Here is a 22,581-nt window from a genome sequence, read left to right on the forward strand (position 1 = left end):
AGCACGAAGCTCGGCAGCACGAAGCTCGGCAGCACGAAGCTCGGCCCCCGCCGCTCCGAGGAGCGACGGGGGCCGAGCCGGACCCGGACGGTGCCGGCACACCACCCGGGGGTCTGTGGTCACCCACCGTGGCGAGGTCGAGGCGTGGTCACGACCACGCCTCTACCTCGCGGTACCGGGGCTCTACCTCGCGGTACCAGGGCTCTACCTCGGCGTCAGCCGCAGTCGAGCGCGTCGAACGGCGCGTCGACCGTGGCGGTCACCTCATGGGGTCCGTCGGGGCCGTCGACCGTGGCGGTCCCGGTGACGGTCGCGGTGCCGGCCGGGGCCGACGTCGCGCGCGTCGCGAACGACTGGTAGGCGTTCTTGCCGGGCGCCACGTCGGCGAACGCCTTCTCGCCGTACGGCGTCGAGAGCGTCACCGACACCGGGACGTCCTCGCCGTTCGTGACGCGCACGGCGACGTACGCCTTGCCGGCGAGGCACCGGGGCGACACCTCGACCGCGAGGTCCAGCCCCGGCTCGCCGCCCAGCGCGGGCAGCACGACCTGCTGGCGCGTCTCCTCGTTGCCCGCCGCGTCGGTCGCGGCGAACTCGATCACCTGCGGCTCGTCGGTGAGCGCGCGCGTGAACGGCTCGGTGTACGTGCCCCAGAACGTGCCGGGGCCCTCCCACTGCACCTTGTCGACGCCCGATCCCGCGTCCGTGGCCGCGAGCGTGATCTCGACGCTGCTGCCGACCTCGCGCAGCGTCGCGACCGTCACCGGCGCGACCGTGTCCACGCGGAGCTCGCGCGAACCCGTGCCGACGTTCCCCGCCGCGTCGGTCGCGCGCGCCTCGACCGTGCGCACGCCGTCCTCGTCGACCGCGAACGGGCCGTCGTAGGGAGCCCACGCGCCGCCGTCGACCGAGACCTCGACCGCCGGGGCCGGGTCGCGGTTGTCGGACGCCACGACCGTGACGGTCGGGTGCTGGACGTACCAGCCCGACGTCGCCGGGCCGGGCTGCGCCGTGACGGTGACGGTCGGCGGCGTCGTGTCCTCGCCGGTGTCCGGCGCGACGACGAACACGACGGCCTCGGCCGGCACGTCCGTGCCCTCGACGTCCCCGGCGACGAAGAACAGGCCGTCGGGCTCGGCGTAGTCGGCCGGGTCCACGGCGCCCCAGGTCACCGGGATGCGGCTGTCCTTGGACGCGTCCTCGTACTCGGCCGTGACGGTGGCCGGGAGCGCCGGGGCGGTGCCCGCGAGCGTCACGACGCTCACGTTGTCCACCGCGGTGACGTCCCCCGGCGCGCCGTCGCGCACGTGCACCGTGCCGCTCACCGGCTCGACGAGCGTGTCCGACGTCCCGGTGACCTCGAACGCCCCCGCGACGGCGACGTCGTCGGCCGTCACGTCGTCCCAGTCCACGGAGACCGTCTCGACGCGACCGTCGGTGAAGATCGCGTCGATCTCGGCCGGGAGGTCGGGCAGGACGCCGACGTCCGTGGGGATGTGGACGGGCGAGTAGTCGATCGGCCCGTTGGGGTCGACCGGCTCCGGCTCCTCGACGCCGCCCGTGCCCCAGACCTCCCACTCGGACACCCCGACGGCCGAGTACGTCGTCGCCGTGGTCCCCCGCAGCGCGTCGAACGTCGCGCGCAGGCGCGTCGTCGTCACCGCGTCGAAGGTCGTCTCGTTGGTCGTGAGCCGCTCGGTCGGGTAGCCGCTCGGGTTCGGGACGTCGACGAACGCGCCGGCGTCCGCGTCCCAGTACTGGAGCGTCCACGACGCCGGGACCCGCACGTTGTCGCCGTTCGCGTCCGTGCCGTCGGACCAGAACCGGACGACGGAACGGTCCACGGTGACCGGCGCGGGCCACGAGTACTCGAGCCACTGCGTCGCGGGTCGGTCGCCGCTCCACGTCGCCCAGGTCGCGTCGTGCGCTCCCCCGGTGCTCACGCCCGCGCCGTCGTTCACGGCCTCGACCTTGTTCCACGACGCGGTGTAGCTCGCCTCGGGCGTGCCGAGCAGCGCCACGTTCGACGGCGCCTCGTCGGCCGCCGCCAGGACCTCGTCCCCGGTGCCCGAGGTCGCGGCCCACGCCCCGACGCCCGCACCCGTGAGGGCGAGGGCGAGGACGGTCGCGGTGGCGACCACGCGCCGTCGGGCCCGGGGTGTCCCCGGCTCGTGCCCGAGTGGGATGAGCACGGCCGAGCCCGCGCCCCGCGATGAGTCGGTGCGCGCGCTCATGCCAGCCTCGCCTTCCCCGCCGTGACCAGGACCTTCTGACCGTCGCGGCGGCTCAGGAGGCCGTCCGCGGTGAACTGCTCGACCGTGCGCTGGACCTTCTGGAGGAACGCGGCGCGGTCGGCGAAGCCGCCGTCGCCCCACACGACGTCGAGGAACGTCGTCCCGTTCGGCCGCGCGGCGTTGGCGACGCCGCTGTCGAGCCCTGCGAAGACCACGCGGGGCTCGGAGCGCTCGACGTACATGTGGTACTGCGTGTCGTCGCCCGACCACGCGGGCTCGAACGTGAGGTCCCCGAGGCGGAAGTACCCGTTCCCGAGATCGGTGAACGCGCCCTCGAGCGTGCCGTCGAGGCCCATGTGGGCGTAGAGCGACAGCTTGAGGTACTCGCGCGACGCGCTGCGCGCGAGCAGGACGGTCGGCCCGTTCTCGATGCTCTGGATCGCGGGGTTGTCGATCGTCGGCACGGCGCGGATGCTCAGCGGCATCGTCACCTCGACGACGTCGCCGGGCGACCACGAGCGCGACACGCTCACGTACGTCCCCGGCACGGCGTCGAGCTCCTGCTCCACGCCGTTGACCGTCACCGTGAAGCCCTTGCGCACCCAGCCGGGCACGCGCAGGCGCAGGTCGAGCGGCCCGGAGCCGTTCACCGTGAGGCGGGTCGCGCCGACCTTCGGGTACTGCGTCTCCTGGACGACCTCGAAGCCCTTCTCCTCCCACGTCAGGGTCGAGGCGAGGTAGAGGTTGACGTACAGCACCTCGCCGTCGACGGACCGGAAGTACACCGAGTCGCGGTACTTGACGTGGTTCTCGAGCCCGGTCCCGCCGCAGCACGTGCCGGTGTTGCCGTACTCGCGCCGCGTGCCCGGGTTGACGCCGTACATGTACGTCACGTCGGGGCTCGTCGTGGACTGCGTGTTCTTCTTCGAGCCGACGATGTGGTTGAGCAGCCCGCGCTCGTAGTACTCCATGTACTTCGGGTCGAGCGAGTGGAAGTACAGCAGGCGCGAGAGCTTGAGCATGTTGTACGTGCCGCAGGTCTCTGCGTTGCGCGCGCCGATGTCGCCCGCGACGGTGTTCGGCGGTCCGAACAGCTCGCCCTCGCCGTGCCCGCCGTGCGCGTACGTGCGCCCGGGCACGACCATGCCCCAGAAGCCCTCGACCGCCTTGAGGTACCGCTCCTCGCCCGTGAGGTCGTAGACCTTGAGGTAGCCGGGGAACTGCGGGATGTGCTGGTTCGCGTGCTTGCCGTTGAGCGTGTCCGTGCCCGCGGCGCTCGCGTCGACGAGCGTGTTGAGGTCGAACAGCTTGGCCGTGGCGACGTACGTGTCGTCGCCCGTGATCGACGCGATGTCGGCGAGCACCTCGTTCATGCCGCCGTACTCGCCCGCGATGTAGATGCCCCACATCCGGTCGAGCTGCGCCTGCGGCAGCACCGACAGGCGGCTGTGCACCCACGCCGCCATGGACGACGCGAGCGCCAGCGCCTGGTCGTTCCCCGCGAGGCGGTAGGCCTCGAGCAGACCGGCCATGATCTTGTGGCACGTGTAGTACGGCGCCCAGATCTCGCCGTACGGCGCGTACTTCTCGAGCTGGCTGAACTGCCACTCGCCGTAGGCCGCGAGGAACCCGGGGTGGCTGAACCGCCCCATGGCCGCGAGCGCCGTCTGGACCTCCGCCAGGCCCTCGACGATCTGGTCCACCTTGTCGCGGAACACCGTCTCGCCCGTGCTCGCGTACGCGAGCGACACCATGGACAGGAAGTGCCCGCCGTAGTGGCCGCGCAGGAGGTTCGCGGTCTGGGTGTTCGCCCGGCCCGGGTAGTCGTCGGGTCCCCACGGCTGCTCGTTGGCGTGGCCGAAGCCCTCCCAGCCGCCGGGCGCGGACGCGCCCTGGGTGTCGAGCCCGGCGTTGCGCCGGAACACCGCGAGGACGCGGTCCACGGGGTACTCGCGCGCGAGGTGCAGGATCTGGTCCTGCGAGCGCGTCGCGACGCTCGGGGCGAGCGTCACGTCGGACATCGGGAACGGCTCGGCGGCCCAGCCGTCGAGGGTCACCGAGCGGTCGAGGGACCGCAGGAAGGCCCGGCTGACGGGCGGTCCGCTCGGGACCGTCAGTGCCGGGACCGGCGGCGCGGCGAGGGCGCTGCCGCCGCCCGCGAGCGCGACGGCGCCGGTCGCCCCGGCGGCCAGCGCCCCGAGCCGCAGGACGGCCCGCCGCGAATAGCTGGAGTCGTGCACGTGCATGAGCTGTCGCTCCTTCTCACTCGTCGTCGAGTGGTGGAAGCGTCGTCGGCGGCAAGGAGGGAAGCCCCGCGTCCGACGCTCGTGCTGGTTTCCGCCCGGCCGCCGCGTCGCCGAGGGAGGGCTCTGGTCCGTCGAGGGAGAGGCGTGGTCGTGACCACACCTCTCCTCGCGGTACCTCGCCTCTCCCTCGGCGGGGTGCGGCCTCGCGGGTGTCAGGCGCAGTCGAGCGCGTCGACCTGCGCCTCGCGCGTGGTCGTCACCTCCTTCCCGTCGAGGGTCGCGACGCCGGTCACCGTGACGGTCCCGGCCGGGACCGCCGTCGCGCGGGCGGCGAACGACTGGTAGGCGTTCTTGCCCGGCGCGACGTCGGCGACCGTCTTCTCGCCGTACGGCGTCGTGAGCGTCAGCGTGACGGGGACGTCCTCCCCGTTCATCGCGCGGACCGCGACGTACGCCTTGCCCGCGAGGCAGCGCGGTGTCACCTCGACCGCGAGGTCGAGCTCGGGCGCCGGCGGCTGCTCGCCGTAGGCCGCGAGGAGCGCGGCGTGCTCGGCGGCCGTGATCGGCAGGACGGTGCCGTGGCGGGGGCTGCTCGGCAGGTGGGCGTCGACGGACGTCCACACGCCCGAGTCGAGGTCGGTGGACTCGAGCGGCAGGTAGCCCTGGCCGCCGTGGTAGCTCGGCTGGTCGACGAAGAGGTACCACTTCTCCTCGGTGTTCGACTTGAAGACGGTCGGCCCCTCGCCCGCGGTGAGCGTGCCGCCCCACGGGTTGGGCTGGCCGTAGCCGATCTTCTCGGCGACGAGGTCCCAGTCGGTCGAGCGCAGGTCCGTCGACTTCTCGAGGCGCGGGATCATGTACGCCTCGTCCTTGGTGAACCGGTAGTACGTGCCGTCGTGCTCGACGATCGACGAGTCGATCATCCCGAGGCCGTTGCCGCGCTTCTCGTCGATCCACACCTGTGGCTCGGAGAACGTCACGAAGTCGCGCGTCGTGGCGTACATCATGCGCTGGTAGGAGTCGGCGATGCGGCGGCCGTCGGTCGACGTCGTCGGGTAGAGCGCCGAGGCCCAGTAGACGATGTACTCGCCGCGCTGCGCGTCCCAGAACGCCTCGGGCGCCCACGTGTTGCCCGCGTACGCGCTCGACACCGTGACCATGCGCTGGTCGGACCAGTGCACGAGGTCGGTCGACTCCCAGATCATCAGCGCGCGCGACCCGCGCTCCTGCGCGTTGCCGAAGTTGTTGCCGCCGTAGATCCGCAGGTCGGTCGCGAGGAGGAAGAACCGGTCGCCCTCGGGCGAGCGGATGATGAACGGGTCGCGCAGGCCCTTCTCGCCGAGCGTCGACGTGAGCACGGGCTCGCCGTCGTTGAGCTCCACCCAGTCGAGCGGGTCGTTGCCGTTGCTCGCGCTGAAGTAGACCGACTCGCCGTCCGCGGTGCTCTCCCCCTCGAAGTACGGGAAGAAGTAGCCCTCGTAGTCGGCCGCGGCGGGCAGCGGGCGGACCGTCGCGTCGTAGGTGTGCGTCGCGGTCGCACCCTCCTTGGTCGCGGTCGCGGTGAGCCGCACGACGGCGGCCGGCTCGCCGTGGGCGGGCCGCGTCACCTCGCCCGTGGCCGAGACGGTCGCGAGGTCGGAGCTCTCCCACGTGAGGGCGGAGCCGTTGGCCCCTTCGGCGGGCAGCGTGAGGTTGCCGCGCACGTCGTCGAGGTGCGGCACGACGACGTGGCTCGCGTCCCACGCCACGGCCTCGGCGGGGGCGAGGTGGGCGAGCACGGTGACGTCGAACGTCGCGGTGCGGGCGACCGCGCCGCGCGTGACGAGCGCCGTGAGCGTCACCGTCGCGTCGTCCTCGCCGGCGGCGGGCCGGGTGACCTTCCCCGTGGCGCTGACGACGCCCGCGTCCGACGACGTCCACGTGACGATCGACCCCTGCGCGCCCGTGGTGGGCAGCACGAGGTCGGTGGTGACGGTGCTCGTGTCGCCGAGGTCGAGCGCGGCGATGTCGGCGTCGGCAGCCGCCGTCGAGGTCTCCGCCGCGAGCTCGCCCGCCTCGGCCGCCGTGAGCGCGCGGTCGTAGAGGCGGAAGTCGCGGACCTGGCCCTTGAGGTACCGGTCGCCGGAGTAGAGCGAGCGGCCGACGTAGTTCGCGGTCGTCTGCCCGCCCCCGATCTGGCCGGGGTCGGTCGTGACGTTCGTGGCCTGCTTGACCTGCACGCCGTCCTCGTAGAGCGTCGCGGTCGTGCCGGTGAGCGTGTACGTGAGGGTCTTCCAGACGCCGCGCTGGAGGTTGGAGCCCTTGGTCACCGTCTGCTCGGTCGACCAGTTCCCGGTGGCGATCGAGGTCCGGTAGGCGTTGCCCGTCGTGAACAGGTAGCCGTTGCCCGCGGTCCCGCTCGAGTTGCCGAGCCCGTAGACGAAGTACGGCGTCCCCTGGTCCTGGCTCACGAGCACGTCCAGGCTCACCGTGACGTCGGTGAGCCCGGCGAGCAGGTGGTCCGGCAGGTCGACGTAGTCGTCCGTGCCGTCGAGCGTCGTGCCCTCCGCCGTGGCCGTCCCGCCCACCAGGGTGGCCGGGCCGAACGTCGAGCCCTCGGCGAGGTTCGCCGTCGTGCCGCCGGTCGTGCTCGCGGCGTCGAGCGGGTACCACGCGACGAGCCCGTCGTCGGTGGGCCCCCCGACGTCTGCGGCGGCCGGTGCGGCGACCGCCGTGGCGAGCGTGGAGACGGCGAGCGCCCCCACGAGCCCGGCGGCGAGCGCCGAGCGTCCTCGGTGTGCGGAAATCATGTCGTCCTCTCCTCGTCGAGATGCAGGTCGTGCCGCGAGGTAGAGCCCGCGGTCGCGAGGTAGAGCTCGGGGAGCTCTACCTCGCGACCTGCGGCTCTACCTCGGCGGGGTCGTCAGCCGCAGGCGTGCGCGGCGTAGGCGACGTCGTACGTCGTCGTGGCCGGGGTGCCGTCGAGCGTCGCCGTGCCGGTGACGGTCACGGTGCCGGCCTCGACCGACGTCGCGCGGGTCGCGAACGACTGGTAGGCGTTCGCGCCCGGGGCGACGCCCGCGAACGTCCTCGTGCCGTACGGGGTCGTGAGGGTGACGTCGGCGGGCACGTCGCCCGCGTTGGTCGCCCGGACCGCGACGTAGACCTTGCCCGCGAGGCACCGCGGCGTGGCCTCGACGGTCAGCTCGACCCGGGGCGCGGGGGTGACGTCGACCGGGTCCACGCTCTCGAGCGTCGGCACGACCTTCTGGATGAGGCCGTCCTCGCCGAACGTGAGGCGGTCGATCGTCGTCTCGCGGTGCGTCCCGTCGCCGCCGGGGATCGCGAACCGGTGGTACGCGATGTACCAGTCGTCCGTGCCCTCGACGTTGAGGATCGAGCTGTGCCCGGTCCCGAGGATGCCCTGCGAGGCGTCCTTCTCGAGGATCACGCCGCGGTACGTCCACGGTCCGTCGATGCTGTCCGACGTCGCGTAGCCGACCCGGTAGTTCTCCGAGCCCGTGTCGTCGATCGAGTACGTGAGGTGGTAGACGCCGTCCCGGTAGTTGAGGAACAGGCCCTCGCGGAAGTCGGTCAGGCCGGGGATGCGCCGCAGCGTGTCCTGCTTGATCGACGTCATGTCGTCGTTCAGCTCGGCCATGACCGGGCCGTTCGACGGGCCGCCGTTGCCCCACAGGAGCCAGTACTTCCCGGTCTCCGGGTCGCGGAACGCGGCCGGGTCAATGGCCTGTCCCGAGGTGACTGCCTCACCGTTGGTGATCATCGCCGTCGGCTGCGCGGTGAACGGGCCCTCGGGGCTGTCGGCCACCGCGACGCCGATCGTCTTCCGGTTGTAGGTCGGGTTGTGGCCGGAGAAGTAGAACCAGTACTTCCCGTCCCGCTCGATGATCGTGGGCGCCCACGCGTTGCCGGTCGCCCAGGGGACGTTCCCGTTCGCGCCGTCGAGCGTGAGGAACGGCTGCTCCGAGCGCTCCCACGTCACGAGGTCGGTGGACTTCCACACGTAGAAGTCCTTGCCGCCCCAGCCCGGCGTGCCGTCGGTCGTGGCGTAGAGGTAGAACGTGCCGCCGAACTGCGCGATGTTCGGGTCGGCGTACGTCCCCGGCAGCACGGGGCTGCCCATCTGCTTCGCCTGGACCGTCCACGTGCGCGACGACCCGTCCGGACCGGTCACGGTGTACGCCACGGGCTGCGTGAGGTCCTGCACCGAGCCGTTGGCGGGCGTGACCGTCGCGCGCGGCGAGACCGTGAGGACCGGCGCGAGCGCGGAGACGTCCGTGCCCGGTTCGACGGCGAGCGTCACGGTCGAGCTCGCCCCGTCGACGATCGCGGGCACCTTGAGCGCGTCGAGCTCGGCACCCGTGACCGCCGTGTGGTCGGCCCCGACCTGGTAGACCTCGTCCGCCGTGAGCGCGCGGTCGTAGATCCGGAAGTCCCGCACCGAGCCCTTGAGGTAGCGGTCGCCCGAGTACAGCGAGCGGCCGATGTAGTTGGCGAGCGTCGAGCCGTTCCCGATGTCCTTCGGGTCGATCGTGACGCCCGTCTGGCGGCCCACCTCGACGCCGTCCTCGTAGAGCACGGCCGTCGTGCCGGACAAGGTGTACGTCAGGTGCTTCCACACCCCGCGCTGGAGGTTCGCGTTCTTGGTGACGGTCTGCTCGGTCGTCCAGTTCCCCGTCGCGATCGACGTGCGGTACGCGTTGCCCGTGGTGAACAGGTACCCGTTGCCCGCCGTGCCGCTCGTGTTGCCGAGACCATAGACGAAGTACGGCGTCGCCTGGTCCGTCGCGACCTTGACGTCGAGCGCGACCGTGACGTCGGTGAGTCCGGCGAGCAGGTGGTCGGGCAGGTCGACGTAGTCGTCCGTCCCGTCGAGCCGGACGCCCTCCCCGGTGCCGGAGAACGCCGCGCCGTTGGTCAGCGTCGCCGGGCCGAACGTCGACCCGGGCGCGGTGTTCGCCGCCGCCGTGCCGCTCTTCTCGTCGAACGCGTACCGCACGACGAGACCCGGGATCTCCGTGGTCACCTCGACCGCCACGTACGCGGTGTGCGAGCCGTCGGCCGTGGTCGCCGTGACGAGCGCGTGGCCCTCGCCGACGCCCGTGACGACGCCGTCGGCCGAGACCGTGGCGACGTCCGCGTCGTCCGACGCCCACGTGATCGCGCGCGCCGTCGCGTTGGCGGGCGTGACGGTCGCGGTGAGCTGCCGCGTGCCGCCGACGCCCACCTCGAGCGACTCGGGGGTGACGCTCAGGCCCTCGACGGGGACGACGTCGTCGGTCACGGTGACGACCGCGCGGGCGCGGACGCTCACGCCGCCGCCGAGAGTGCCCAGCACCTCGAACGAGCCCGCCTGCGCGTAGGACGCCGGATCGACCGCGTCCCACGTGACGTCCACCGACCCCGTGGACCCGTCGGCGAAGCGTGCCGTGACGCTCGCGGGCAGCACCGGCGCGGAGCCGGTCTGGACGGTCACGGCGACGTCCTCGACGGACTCGACGAACGCGTCGGGCTGGTAGGTCTTCAGCAGGCGGTCGTACTCGGCCTGCGTCACGGGGAGCACCGTGCCGTGGCGCGGGCGCGACGGCATCTCGTAGTCGGTGGACATGGTCCACTCGGCCGCGTCGAGCGAGGTCGACTCGAACGGCACGTAGCCACGGCCGCCGAACTCGTCGATGAAGAGGTACCACTTCTCCTCGGTGTTCGACTTGAAGATCGTCGGGCCCTCGCCCTGGTTGATCCCGCCGCCGAGCGAGTTCGCCTTGCCGATGCAGTCGGTGATGAACTCGTAGTCCGTCGAGCGCAGCTCGGCCGCCTTCTCCGCGAGGATGAACTTGGAGCACGGCGTGGACGACGTGTTGTTCCGCTCGTCCTTGGTGAAGCGGTAGTACTGGCCGTCGTGCCGCGTCACGGTCGAGTCGATGACCGAGTAGCCCGGGTCGACCCACACCTGCGCCTCGCTGAACGTCACGAAGTCGCGCGTCGTGGCGTACATCATGCGGTTGTAGGTGTTGCCGGTGTGGTCCGGGTCGTCCTCCGCGTAGAGCTTCGAGGCCCAGAACACGACGTACGCGCCGATCGTCTCGTCGTAGTACGCCTCCGGCGCCCACGTGTTGCCGGCGGTGTCAGGCGAGACCTGCACGAGGCGCTGGTCGGTCCAGTTCACGAGGTCCGTGGACTCCCACACCATGATCGACTTCGAGCCCGTGCGCTGCGCCGCGTCCCAGCCGTTGCCGTCGTAGATCCGCAGGTCGGTCGCGATCTGGTAGAACTTGTCGCCCTCGGGCGAGCGGATGATGAACGGGTCCCGCAGGCCCTTCTCCCCCAGCTCGGACGTGAGGACGGGCTGGTTGTCGTTGAGGTTCTGGTACTTGAGCGGGTCGTTGCCCTGGCTGAGCCCGAAGTAGACCTGCTCGCCCGTGGCGGTGCCCTCGCCCACGAAGTAGGAGAAGAGGTAGCCCGCGAGGTCCTCCTGCTCGGGCAGCGCGGGGACGTGCGCCGCGAGCTCGCGCGTGGCGGTCGCCTCGCCCACGGTCACCGTCGCGGTGAGGGTCACGGTCTCCGCGTCCTCGCCGTGGCCCGGGCGCGTCACCTCACCCGTCGGGGTGATCGTGCCCGACGACGACGCCCAGGTCACGCTCGCGCCGTGCAGCCCGGTGGCGGGCAGGGTCAGGTTGCCGCGCACGTCGTCGAGGTTCGTCACCTCGAGCGCGGCGGCCGCGGCGTCCGCCTTGGCCTGGTCGCCGTCGCCCGGCAGGACCGTGACGTCGAACGTCCGCGTCTCGGTCGCGCCGCGCAGGGCCACCGTCGCGGTGAGCGTCGCGGTCGCGGGCTCGTCGCCCGCGGGCCGCGTGACCGCACCGCTCGCGGAGACGACCGCCTCGTCGGAGCTGGCCCAGGTCACCGCCGAGCCGCCGACGCCCTTCGCGGGGAGCGCGAGGTCGGTGACGACGGCGGTCGTGTCGCCGAGGTCGAGGGCCGCGGCGTCGGCCGCGACGGCGTGCTGCGCGCCGGTGGACGCGAGGTCGGCGACCTCCTGCGCGGTGAGCGCGCGGTCGTAGAGCCGGAAGTCCTTCATGCGGCCCTTGAAGAGGTTGTCGGCGGCGTAGGCCGACTTCCCGAGCGCGTTCGCGGTCGTCGTGCCGCCGCCGATCGCACCGGGCGTGATGGTCACCGCGGTGTTCTGCCCGACCTGCGCGCCGTCCTCGTACAGCCGCGCGGTGCCACCGCCGAGCGTGTACGTGATCGTCTTCCAGACTCCGCGCTGCAGCGCGGCGGCGGGGGCCTTGGCGGTGTTCTGCTCGCGACCCCACGCGAGGTCGGAGATCGACGCACGGTAGTTCGCGTTGCCCGTCGAGAACAGGTAGCCGTTCCCGGACTGCGGGGTGCCGACCGCCGGGTTGCCGAGGGTGTAGAAGAAGTAGTTGCCGGTCAGCGACGCGTCGACCCACACGTCCGCGCTCACCGTCACGGCGTCGTAGCCGGCGAGGAGGTCGTCGGGCAGGTCGACGTGGTTGGACCCGCCGAACGTCAGGCCCTGGCCGGGCTGCCAGCCGCCGCCGGAGCCGGTGAGGGTCCCGTCCAGGCCGTTGCCGGAGGCGTCGTGCGCGACGGTGCCCGCGGTCTCGTCGAGCGGGAGCCAGAGCCGGAGCCCCTCCGCGCTCGGCTCGGCCGCAGCCGGGACCGGCGCGGGTGCCGCGGGCATCGGGCCGGCGGCCGCCGCGCCCACGGGCGCGAGCGGTGCCACCAGCGCGAGCCCGAGCAGCGCGGCGAGCGAGCGGCGTCGGCGTCGGGCGCGGGGCTCCGCGGGCGTCGGGGGTGGTTCGTGGCGTGAGGTCATCGGTGACTCCTCGTCGTCGTGCCCGGCGGCAGCGCCGGTCGCAGGTCCGTCGTCGGACGCGCGTGTGAACGCTAACATGTGAGCGCAAACATGACGAGGGTCCAGGGCGCTCTACGTCGTCGAAACCGATATCGAGTTTCCTGCGGCGCCCGGCTCCAGCGGCGGAGCGGGCCGGCGTCCGGGACGCCGACCCGCTCCCGGGGGTCTCGGCGCGACGTGCGCGCCGTCCGTCCCGTCCTCAGCCCCCGCAGGCCAGCGCGTCGAACGCGGCCTCGTACGGCGTGCTCACGTCGGCGCCGTCGAGCACGGCCGTGCCCGTGACGGACGCGACCCCGGCCGCGAGCGACGTGGACCGGGCCGCGAACGACTGGTACGCGTTCGCGCCCGGCGCGACGTCCTCCACGACGCGCGTGCCGAACGGCGTGGCGAGCGTGACGTCGGCCGGGACGTCCCCGGAGTTCGTCGCACGCACCGCCACGTAGGCCTTGCCCGCGAGGCAGCGTGCGGACGCGGTCACGTCGAGCTCGACGGCCGGGGCGGCGGCGTCGGCCGCGAACTCCCACGTGTCCACCTCGACGAGGTCGGCGCCCGCGGGGCCGGCGAACGTGAAGTACACGTCGTGGACGCCGCTCGCCCCCTCGAGGGCGGCGGTCACGTCCGCCCACTCGCCGACGGGGGTGTCGAGGTCGAGCGTCCCGACGACGGCACCCTCGCGGTCGTCGAGGCGCACCTCGACGGTGGCGCCCTCGACGAGCGGCTTGACGCGCGCCGTGACGCTCGCGGCACCGTCACCGAAGTCGACCGACGACAGCGCCGACCAGTCCCCGGCGTCGACGTCGCGGACGACGAGGTTCGGCGCCGCGTCCCCGAACTGCACCGAGCCGCCGTCGACCTTCGCGGTGGCGAGGCCCTGCTGCCAGGCGAACGTCTCGGCCTCGAGCACCTGGAACGGGTCGAGGTCCTTGACCTGGTCCACGCCCGCGTAGTCCCCGACGACCTGCTGGACCGTGCCGTCCGCGTTGAACGTCAGCTCCTGGATGTGCGGGCTGCGGTAGCCCTGCGTGGTGTTCCCGTTGATGCGCTTGTTGAGCGTCGGCGCGTGGTACGTGAAGTAGTACCTGCCGTCCAGCTCGAACACCGACTGGTGGTTGTTGCCGCCCGTGCCCGCGCCGAAGAACTGCGACTGGTTCGGGAACATCACGCCGGCGTACGTCTCCTTGGGGAACGACATCGGGTCGTCGGAGATCATGTAGCCGATCTGCCCGCCGCCCGGGTACCCCGGGAGCGTGGCCTGGTTGCCGCCGAAGTCGTTCCCGCCGAAGTGCGACGAGTACGACAGGTAGTACTTCCCGTCGCGCTCGAAGACCTGCGCCGCCTCGAACGCCACGGGCGCGTCCACGACGGCCGCGGTGCCCTGCGTCGAGACCATGTCGTCGCCGAGCTCGATGACGCGGATGTTCTTCGGGTTGTTGAACCGCTCCGCCGCGGGCATCGACGTCGACGCCGGGCCGCCGCCGAAGTAGAGGTACGCGCCCTCGTCGGTGACGAGCGGCGCCGGGTCGAACTTCCAGGCCACGGCCTCGGCGCCCGGGGTGCGCCCGTCGATGAGCGTGCTGTCGCGCTCGCTCGTCCACGGCCCGAGCGGCGAGGCGCCCGTGATGACGTTCGACGACCCGCCGCCGTTGGCGTAGTAGAGGAAGTACTTGTCGACGCCGTCGACCGTCTTCTTCGCCATGCCCGGCGCCCACGAGTTGTTCGTGAACGGCGCGACGCCCTGCGGTCCGGCGACCTGGATCTCGCCGTGGTCCGTCCAGTTCACGAGGTCCTCGGACGAGATGAGCGTGATCTGGTTGATGCTGCCGTAGTTGATCTGCGGCGAGACGCCCGTCACCGGGTCGGGCGCGTAGCCCTGGGTGTCGTTCGTCATGTACATGTACACGCGCCCGTCCTCGACGAACCCGAACCCGTCGGCCCCGAACTTGTGGGAGATGAGCGGGTTGTGCTCGCCGGGCAGCTTGCCGAGGACCTCGATGGTCTTCGAGGGCGGCCCGGGCGGCGCCGCGCCGACGACGGAGACGTCGTCGAGCACGAAGTCCATGAGGTGCGTCGCCGGGTCGGCGGACGGGTTGCTCGTCCACGGCGTCTCGAAGAACAGCCGCGCCGTGCTGACGTTCTGGTCGGCCGGGATCGTGAACCGGCCGTCGAACGTCGCCCACTGGCCCTTGGTCGCGGTGACGCTCACCAGGTTCGTGTACGTCCCCCCGCCGTAGTGCATCGTGGCGAAGAACTGCTTGGTGGCCGGGGCCGCGGCGGCGTCGTACCGGATCTTCGCCGTGAGCTCGTACGTCTCGCCCGCGCGGACCTTGCCGCTGAGGTCCTGCATCGGACCGGAGCCGGTCGTCGCGCGCTCGGTGGTCAGGGCCGCGGCCTCGCCCGCGAACGCCTGGTCGGTGGTCGACAGCACGGCCTTGTCGGTCGCGTTGCCGTTGTTGACGAACCAGCCGGTCGTGCCGTCCTCGAAGCCGCCGTTGACGACCAGCTCCTCGTCCGCGGCGTACGACGGGAGCGCGGCGAGCGACGCCGAGAGCAGCGTCGCGAGCGCGGCCCCGGCGACAGCGCCGCGCAGGCGGCGTCGTCTGCGGTGGTGCGTGTCCATGGATCCTCCTCGATCGATGTGTGTCGTGCCTCGTCCGCGCGCCTCGCGCGGACGGTCGTGCCCGACGGCGGTGTCGCGCCGTCGTCGTGCGCCCTCCTCTCGTCCGGGACCGGCGGCCCGCCCGAGCGACCCGCCGGCGGGTCGGCGGCGCGTCAGCCGCCGTACGTGACCGTGCGGGTCGCGGTGGACCCGTCGGTCGAGCGGGTGACCGAGACCGTCACCTCGCCCGCCGGGGCGCTCGCGAGGCGGCTCGCGAAGGCCTGGTACGCGTGGCGGCCCGGCGCGACGTCGGCGAACGACCGGCTGCCGTACGGCGTGGTGACGACGACGTCGACGGGCACGTCCTCGTCGTTCGTCACGCGCACGGCGACGTAGTCCTTCCCGGCGAGCGCGCGCACGCTCGCCTCGGCCGTGAACGCGACCTCGGCGACGTCGGCCCGCACGAGCGACGCGACGGCGAGCGCGAGCGCCCGCGCGGGCGCGTCGGCCTCGTTCTGCGTCGACGGCGCGGTCGTGGCCCGCGCCGCCGCCAGCTCCTTCGCGACGGCGGACCACGACTCGGCCGTGTAGTGCGCCGGGTCGAGCCCCTCGGCCTCGGCGACGACGGCGTCGAGCGCCGTCCGGTCGGCGCCGCCATCCGCGTCGAGCACGTCGCTCAGGAGGAAGTGGTCGAAGTCCACGTGGCCGCCGGTCCGCTCCTTGGCGTAGGAGAAGAGGCCGAACCGGTACCCCATGAAGTGCGACAGGCTCCAGTCCATGACGAGCGGCCCCTGGCGGGCCCCGAGCGGCTGCCAGGTGCGCCCGTCGAGGCTGTAGGAGTACTGCACCCAGAGCTGGCCGTTCGGCGAGGCGAAGTCCGCGTCCGCCTTGAGGTGGACGTCCGTGCGCTCGCCCAGCGGGACCTGCGACCCGGGGACGAACGACTCGACCGCCTCGCGGTCGATCGTGTCGGCGAACGGCTGGAGCCGGGTGACGAGACCGAGCGTGCGCTCGCCGTCGACCTGCTGGATCCCCGCGTACGCGAAGCTGCGCCCGTAGACGGCGAGCCCGGCGACGTCGCCGTCGAGCATGCCGGAGACGTCGAGCCTCGTCTGGGCCGACGACGTCGGGCCGAACGTGCGCTGCCCGAGGGTGTTGCGCGCCTCCTCGAGATACGTGAGGTCGCGCCCGGGCGCCTTGGTGTACTCCGCCTCGCCGGTGACGACGTGCCCGTTGGTCAGGCGCAGCCAGCCCTCGCGCTCGGTGAGCGACCAGTACCGGTTGTCCGGCGCGTGGTTCCACTGCCACGCGAGGTCGAGGTCGGAGCCGTTGTACGACACCTCCTCGCGCGTGGGCGTCTCGACGTCCGGCGCGCGGCCGACGACGGACACGTCGTCGAGCAGGTACTCGACGCTCGACGACGGCGGCTGCGGGTTCGCCCACGGCGTCTCGACCGCGAGCTTGAACGTGCTCACGTCCGTGCCGGTCGGCACCGTGTAGGTGCCGCGGACCGTGGCCCACTCCCCGGGGGTCGCGTCCGCCCAGGCCAGGGTCTTCACGCCCGCACCCCAGTCGCCGACCAGGTTGAAGCGGACCGTCGAGGGCCCCGTGGCGTACCGGACCCGGGCCGAGACCTCGTAGGTCACGCCCGCCTGGATCTTCCCGCCGAGCTGCTGGTTCGGGCCGGAGCCGTTGAGCGTCCGGCCCGCGACGCGCAGCGCGCCCGTTCCCGACGCGGCGCCGCTCGTCTCGCGCGTCAGCGTCGCCCCGAACTGCGCTGCCCAGGGTGCGGTCGTCGGGTCCTCGAACCCGGGGTTGGCGACGAGCTCGACGCCGAGCAGGGACTCGTCGTACGTGGGCGCGTCGGGGACCTCCCAGACGGTGTCGCTGAACGCGCGGTGCTCGGCGTCGTTCGCGAAGTCGTCGGAGGCGACGATGCTCTTCAGCCGCTCCCGGCGCTCCGTCGCCGGGTCCAGCACGATCGGCTTGGCGAACGTGTCGCCGACGCGGACCACGCCGTCGTCGCCGAACGTGGGCCAGCCGTCCTCCCACGTCGCGGGGATGAGCGCGGGGATGCGTCCGAGCGGGTAGGTGTCGCGGAAGAACATGCCCCACCACTCGTAGCCGCCCGCGCCGTCGGGCACCTCGACGAGCCCGCCCTGGGCGAAGCCGTCGGAGTTCAGCGCGCTGCGCGCCACGTACGGGTTCGACCCGTCGGCGGTCTCGTAGCGACCCAGCAGGTGCGGCGAGCGGAAGAGCACCTCCTGGCGGTTCTGGCCGCTGGGCCACGTGATGATCGCGACGTAGTACTCGCCGTCGATGTAGTGCACCTGGGCGCCCTCGAACAGCCCGCCGACGAACCGCTCGCCCGCGTAGTCCTCGGCACGGAAGATGTTCGGGAAGTCCGCCTCGATCGCGGTGAGGTCGTCGTTCAGCCGGACGGCGCTCGTCGCGCCCGAGCCGTAGAAGATGTAGGGCGTCCCGCCGTCGGCCTCGTCGAAGAACAGCGACGGGTCGTGGAACCCCCGGCCGAGCGGGGTGCGCTCCCACGCGCCGTGCTCGACGTCGTCCGTGCGGAAGAGGTAGGACCCGCCCAGGTCGTTGGTGTTGAAGACCACGTAGAACGTGCCGTCGTGGTAGCGCAACGACGACGCCCACTGACCGTTGCCGTAGCCGTTCTGCCCGTTGCGCAGCGAGGAGACGTCGCCCACGCCGAGCCGGTCGTAGACGTACCCGACGATCTCCCAGTTCACGAGGTCGAACGACTTCATGATCGGCGCGCCCGGCGCGAGGTGCATCGTGGTGCTGATCATGTAGTAGACGTCGCGACCCTCGTCGCTCTCGGCCGCGGGGACGCGTGCCACGGAGATGTCGGGGACGTCGCTGCCCAGCAGCGGGACACCGTACGTCCCGTCCCCGTGGTCGGTGGTCGTCAGCCCGGTGATCGTGCTCGTTCCTCCCGGTCCTTCGCTCGACTCGTCCGCCACCGCCGCGGACGTCGTGCTCGCGCCGAGCGCGAGCACTCCCGCCAGCGCCGCCGCGACGGCCGCCCTCACCTGCCTGCTCATCTCTCTCTCCTCCTCGTCGAGGTCATGGTCGATCGTGCGGAGAGCGGTATCGATACCGATATCGCTCTCGGGCCCGCCCGGCGCGGGCCACGGTCCGCCGGGGTGGTCGCGGGGCCGTGGCCCCGGGACCTCCCCGGCGGACTGCGTCGCTCCGTCGGCGGGACGGGCGTCAGCCGCAGGCGCGGGCGTCGAGAGGGACGTCGTACGCCGTGGTGACCTCGCGCGGGCCGTCGGGGCCGTCGAGCACCGCGGAGCCCGTGACGGTCACGGTGCCGGCGGGGACCGACACCGAGCGCGCGGCGAACGACTGGTACGCGTTCGCGCCCGGGGCGACGGCCGGGTAGGACCTCTCCCCGTACGGCGTCGCCAGGGTCACGTCCACCGGCGCGTCGCCCGTGTTCGTCGCCCGCACGGCCACGTAGACCTTGCCCGCGAGGCAGCGCGGGGAGACCTCGACGTCGAGCGGCACGACGGCCGCCGCCCCCGGCACGATCTCGACCCGGTAGGTCGTGGCCGTCCGGTGGTCCTGCGCGACGCCGACGACCTCCACGGTCCGCGCGCTCCCGTCCGCGGGGAGCGGCACGACGCGACCCTGCGTGTCGTCGATCAGCACGCCGTCGACACGGACCAGGCCGCTCGGCACGTGCGGGTCGGCGTCCAGCACGACGCTCGTCGTGCCCTCGGGCACGGTGAGCGTGTAGTCCGTGACGGCCGGGTCGAACGCTGGCGCGAGCGCGCCGGTGTCGAACGCGAGCGCCGCGAGCCCGGGCGTCGCGTCGTAGGACGCCGCGCGGTCGACCCGGACGCCGAACACGCCTCCGGCCCAGCCGCCCGTCGCCTGGAAGCGCACGGTGACCACGGGGATGCGCTCGCCGTCCTCGTCGAGCACGTACTCGCCCGCGCTGTCGACCTTCCACCGCGTGTTCTCGCCGATCTCGAGGTACTTCGCGGGGAGCTGCGTCGTGTCGACGTAGAACCCCTGCTCGTCCTTGGTCGGGGCGTTCGCGACCGTGGTGATCGTCTTCAGCTTCTCGTCGTTCACGTACACGTCGAAGACGCGACCCTGGTCGCCCGAGTACAGCGTGACGCCCAGGTGGTTCGACGCCGAGGCCGGGTCGATCATCAGGTCGTAGCTGAACCAGCCCGTGCCGTTCGCGTGGCGGAACTGACGGCCGGAGAACGTCCCGACCGACGACCCGCTCTGCTTGAGGTTCTTCGCGTTCTCGAAGTTGTTGTTGTCGAAGCTCGTCAGGCTGTCGACGGTGCGGTCGGCGTCGCGCAGCTCCTGCTTGGCGCGCAGGATGCGCTCCTGCGACGCCGCGGAGTCCGGCTCGTCGAGGTTGAGGTAGAGCCCGTAGGTCACGTCCCAGTTGGTGTGGTGGGGCGTGAAGACGAGGTCGCCGCCGTCGGCAGTGTTCCGCAGCCGGAGCTGCACCCGGCCCTCGGCGTCGTCCTCGACGCGCACGAGGTTCTCGGCGATGCGCTCCTTCCACTCGTCGGCGCCCATGTTCGCCGCCGTGATGGTGGTCTGGGCGTCGGCGTCGCGCGTGGAGGAGCGGACGAGGATGCCCGTGCCCTGCCACGCGGGCTCGGGGACCTCGCCGAGGGTCGCGGAGAGGACGACCGGCCCGTACCGGAAGGCCACGAAGTACGGGTTGTCCGGGGTGTCGACGACGGACGCCGCCATCGGCATCGTGTACCGGACGACGTCGCCCGCGGCGACGGGCAGCACGACGTACCCGCGCGACACGACCGGCTCCACGGCGGCGCCGTTCACCTCCAGGCCAGGATCACCCGCGATCCACGACGGCACGCGCAGCCGCAGCGTCGCGTCCTCGGCGACCGCGCCGCCGTCGAGCGCGTCGACGCGGAAGGTCACCGTGTCCTCGTTCGGCAGGTTCGCCTCCTGCGTGAGCCGCAGGTTCTGCTCGGCGTGCTCGACCGTCGAGGAGAAGAACATGTTCACCCACACCGAGCCCTGGCCGGTGAAGTAGATCGAGTCGCCGAGCTTGGAGAAGCTCTCCATGCCCGTGCCGGTGCAGCACCAGAACTCGGTGAACGGCAGGTTGTACACGCGGTGGTAGCCCGACGCCATGGGGTTGAAGTACGTCGTCGTCCCCGTCTCCGGGTTCTGCGACGCGAGGATCGTGTTGATGAACGTGTTCTCGTAGTAGTCCGCGTACCGCACGTCCTTGCTCAGCGTGAAGAGCTCGCGCGCGAGCTTGAGCATGTTGTACTCGTTGCACGTCTCGGCCGTCTCGGCGTTGCGCGCCGTGCCCTGCTCGTCGGCGCGCTCGTGCAGCGAGCCGGGCGCGTGGAAGTGCTCGGCCTGGCTGTTCGCCCCGGTGACGTACGTGTGGTCGCGCACCACGATGTCGAAGAAGTTCTCCGCCGCCGCGAGGTACATCGGCAGCTCGTCCTTCTCGGCGGGCGTGAGCAGGTCGTAGTACTCGGGGTTCTGCGTGAACACCTGGTAGCGCTTGAGCGCGCCGAGCAGCTTGGGGATCTGCGTGTTGGCGTGCTTGCCCGGCAGCACGTCCTGGCCCGCGGCGAGCTGGCGGAAGAACGTCACCTCGTCGAACGCCTCGGCCGCCTCCTTGATCCGGACGTCGCCCGTGAGGTCGAACAGCTCGTACAGCGCCTCGTTCATGCCGCCGTACTCGGTGCGGAGCATGACGTCGGTGCTCGGCAGCTTCGCCACGCGGCCCTGGACGTAGAGCCCGAAGTCGGTCGCGACGGCGAGCGCCTGGTCCCCGACGGGGCCGTCGACGTACTCGGCGACGTCGAGCAGCCCGGCGAGCACCTTGTGCAGGTTGTACCAGGGCACGATGACGTTCTCGTCCGACGTCCCGGTGCCCTGCACCTGGTCGAGGATCGACTCGCGGAACGCCGAGACGTACCCGGCCGAGCCGGGGTGGGCGGCGGCGTACGCGTCCTGCACGCGCGCGAGCCCACCCACGCCCTCCTCGATCTCGGTGAACAGCGCGTCCTTGGTCTCCGGGTCCCGGGTCGAGGACCACGACATCGCGAGCGCCGACAGGTAGTGGCCGAACGCGTGGCCGCGGAAGTTCACCGCGTTGCTGCGCTCCCAGCCGCCGTACCCGGCGGCCGTGGTCGGGGTGAGCCCACCGACCTTGTAGAACTCGTAGAGGAACGTCTCGGAGTCGAGGCTCAGCAGGTACTCGTGCTCCTTCGCCGCGGCGTTCTGGAGGAAGTCGTCGGAGAGCAGCACGGACGGCAGCGCCGTGTCCTCGAGCGGCGTCTCGTCGACGAACGCCGGCACGACGACCTCGAGGTCGCGCGTCACGGGCTCGCCGTCGAGGTAGCGCACCGTCGCGGTGAGCGTGACGTGCGCGTCGTCCTCGCCGATCGCGGGCCGCACCACGGTCCCGTCGGTCGCGATCACGTCGGGGTGCGACGACCGCCACGACACGGTCGACCCGCGCGAGCCCGTCGTCGGGAGCACGAGCGCGACGGTCGCGCGCTCGGGCAGCGACAGCGCGTCGGCGTCGTCCTGCGCGACGGCGTCGCGATCGACCGTGCGCCCGCTCTCCTCGTACAGCCCGACGACGTCGCCCAGGTCCGCGACGGCGTCGTACACGCGGTAGTCGTCGAGCGTCGCCTTGAGGTACGCGCCGTTGTACTGCGGCCCGTTGAAGCCGATCGTCTTGGGCAGCGCCGGGTCGGAGCCGAGCACGCCGGTCGCGTCGCCGCCGACGGCGTTGGCCACCGTGGACGGGACCTTCTCGCCGTTGCGGTAGAACGCGACGTCCTTCGTCACGTGGTCGTACGTGACGACGACGTGCGTCCACTCGTCCGCCGGGAAGAACGCCGCACGGTCGGAGCTCGCGACGCGGACCTTGTACGGCTGGCCCGACGCCGGCCCGACCGACAGCGCGAGCGGCACCGTGTCCGACTCGGACGACAGGTACCAGCCGTCGGAGTTGTAGGCCCGCTTGTTCCACGTGATCACGTGCTCGCCCGAGAGCTTGCCGCTGGGCTCCACCCAGAACGAGAGCGTCAGGTCCTCGGGCTGCAGCGCGGTCGACGACCCGAGGTCGAGGTACGTGCTCCCGCTCAGGCGCAGGGCCTGGCCCTCCCCGTCGACACCGTCGACGTAGGAGTAGCCGGTCGGCACGGAGCCGGTGTGGCCGCGCAGGGCCACGGGATGGGCGAGGGAGCTCGCGTCGGCGACGTCGCCGTCGAACGCGAGGTCGAGGACGGGCGCGGGCAGGGCGTCGGCCGCGACGGCGGACGGTGCCCACGCGGTCACGGCGAGCGCGGCGGCGGCCGCCACGGCCGCCAGCCGGGCCGCGCCGCCGGGTCGACGGCGGACGCCGTCGGTCGGTCGGGGGTGCATCGTTGCTCCTCAGGGTCGCGCGCGGGCGTCGTCGTCCGCGCGTCGGACGGGTTCGTCGGGTGGGGCGGCCCGCGCGAGGCGCGCGCGGGCCGCGCCCTCGTGGCCTGCCGGACCGGCCACGAGGGAAGAGTTCTGCTCAGCCGCTGTGTCGCCGAGGTAGAGGCGTGGTCCGCCGAGGTAGAGGGGGGGGGGGGGGGA

Annotated in this window: 8 protein-coding genes; all 8 read right to left on the reverse strand. The window is 72.2% G+C overall.

Annotated elements, in window-relative coordinates:
- Nucleotides 1–215 precede the first annotated feature (215 nt).
- Nucleotides 216–2,234 carry an Ig-like domain-containing protein gene (locus tag ABWU78_RS15390; RefSeq protein ID WP_439158885.1) on the reverse strand — a complete coding sequence of 673 codons (2,019 nt, stop codon included), beginning with the start codon at nt 2,232–2,234 and terminating at the stop codon, nt 216–218.
- Nucleotides 2,231–4,480: a glycoside hydrolase family 127 protein gene (locus ABWU78_RS15395; RefSeq protein ID WP_439158886.1), complete on the reverse strand. Its 2,250-nt coding sequence runs from the start codon at nt 4,478–4,480 to the stop codon at nt 2,231–2,233. The genes ABWU78_RS15390 and ABWU78_RS15395 overlap by 4 nt, the downstream gene beginning before the upstream one ends.
- A 212-nt stretch (nt 4,481–4,692) precedes the next feature.
- Nucleotides 4,693–7,269, reverse strand: coding sequence for an immunoglobulin-like domain-containing protein (locus ABWU78_RS15400; RefSeq protein WP_439158887.1), 2,577 nt, complete (start codon nt 7,267–7,269; stop codon nt 4,693–4,695).
- Between the two features lie 113 nt (nt 7,270–7,382).
- The gene (locus tag ABWU78_RS15405) at nt 7,383–12,320 is read right to left on the reverse strand and encodes a family 43 glycosylhydrolase (protein WP_353707734.1); all 4,938 of its coding nucleotides are present in this window, start codon (nt 12,318–12,320) and stop codon (nt 7,383–7,385) included.
- 238 nt (nt 12,321–12,558) lie between these two features.
- Nucleotides 12,559–14,976, reverse strand: a complete 2,418-nt coding sequence (locus ABWU78_RS15410; protein ID WP_439158888.1) for a family 43 glycosylhydrolase — start codon at nt 14,974–14,976, stop codon at nt 12,559–12,561.
- Between the two features lie 152 nt (nt 14,977–15,128).
- A complete protein-coding gene (locus ABWU78_RS15415) occupies nt 15,129–18,023 on the reverse strand; it encodes a family 43 glycosylhydrolase (RefSeq protein WP_439158889.1) in 2,895 nt (964 codons plus the stop codon).
- A gap of 169 nt (nt 18,024–18,192) precedes the next feature.
- Nucleotides 18,193–22,383 carry a beta-L-arabinofuranosidase domain-containing protein gene (locus tag ABWU78_RS15420; RefSeq protein ID WP_439158890.1) on the reverse strand — a complete coding sequence of 1,397 codons (4,191 nt, stop codon included), beginning with the start codon at nt 22,381–22,383 and terminating at the stop codon, nt 18,193–18,195.
- Nucleotides 22,384–22,392: 9 nt separating this feature from the next.
- Nucleotides 22,393–22,581 (reverse strand): hypothetical protein (locus tag ABWU78_RS15425; protein WP_439158891.1); only part of this gene is annotated, 189 nt, incomplete at its 5' end.

Source organism: Cellulosimicrobium sp. CpK407 (assembly GCF_051844275.1).
In the GTDB taxonomy this organism is placed as follows: domain Bacteria; phylum Actinomycetota; class Actinomycetes; order Actinomycetales; family Cellulomonadaceae; genus Cellulosimicrobium; species Cellulosimicrobium cellulans_G.

Bases quoted from the DNA above. Each gene is read 5' to 3' on its own strand.
- ABWU78_RS15390 (WP_439158885.1), bottom strand. From the start codon at position 2,234: ATGAGCGCGCGCACCGACTCATCGCGGGGCGCGGGCTCGGCCGTGCTC.
- ABWU78_RS15395 (WP_439158886.1), bottom strand. From the start codon at position 4,480: ATGCACGTGCACGACTCCAGCTATTCGCGGCGGGCCGTCCTGCGGCTC.
- ABWU78_RS15400 (WP_439158887.1), bottom strand. From the start codon at position 7,269: ATGATTTCCGCACACCGAGGACGCTCGGCGCTCGCCGCCGGGCTCGTG.
- ABWU78_RS15405 (WP_353707734.1), bottom strand. From the start codon at position 12,320: ATGACCTCACGCCACGAACCACCCCCGACGCCCGCGGAGCCCCGCGCC.
- ABWU78_RS15410 (WP_439158888.1), bottom strand. From the start codon at position 14,976: ATGGACACGCACCACCGCAGACGACGCCGCCTGCGCGGCGCTGTCGCC.
- ABWU78_RS15415 (WP_439158889.1), bottom strand. From the start codon at position 18,023: ATGAGCAGGCAGGTGAGGGCGGCCGTCGCGGCGGCGCTGGCGGGAGTG.
- ABWU78_RS15420 (WP_439158890.1), bottom strand. From the start codon at position 22,383: ATGCACCCCCGACCGACCGACGGCGTCCGCCGTCGACCCGGCGGCGCG.